At 57.3% G+C, this 246-nt stretch carries 1 protein-coding gene; it reads right to left on the bottom strand.

Annotated features, from left to right (window positions below):
- Nucleotides 1–221: cation transporter (locus SB822_RS59735; protein ID WP_410859464.1), on the bottom strand; the 221-nt coding region annotated here is incomplete at its 3' end.
- Between the last annotated feature and the right edge of the window lie 25 nt (nt 222–246).

Here is a 246-nt window from a genome sequence, read left to right as displayed (position 1 = left end):
CGTCCGCCATCCATCAGGCTGCCGACTGCGTTGATGAGCGCGTAGATCGCAACGCCGGTGAGCATCATACCGTTAAGGCCAAGCACCATCGGTTCGAGATGCCAGAAGCCCATTGTGAAGCGATCGCGCAATTTTCCGCGTGGCTGTTCCGGCAAGGCAGAAAGGGCGATGAGGCGTGAGACGAGGAGAGCTAATCCGCTCATCGCAGCGTCAGCCAGCATGTAAACGCCATCGAATACGATAGAA

This window comes from Paraburkholderia sp. SIMBA_054, from assembly GCF_046534875.1.
In the GTDB taxonomy this organism is placed as follows: Bacteria; Pseudomonadota; Gammaproteobacteria; order Burkholderiales; family Burkholderiaceae; genus Paraburkholderia; species Paraburkholderia hospita.
Note: the sequence above shows the minus strand (reverse complement) of the source record. Positions and strands in the feature narration are given on the sequence as shown.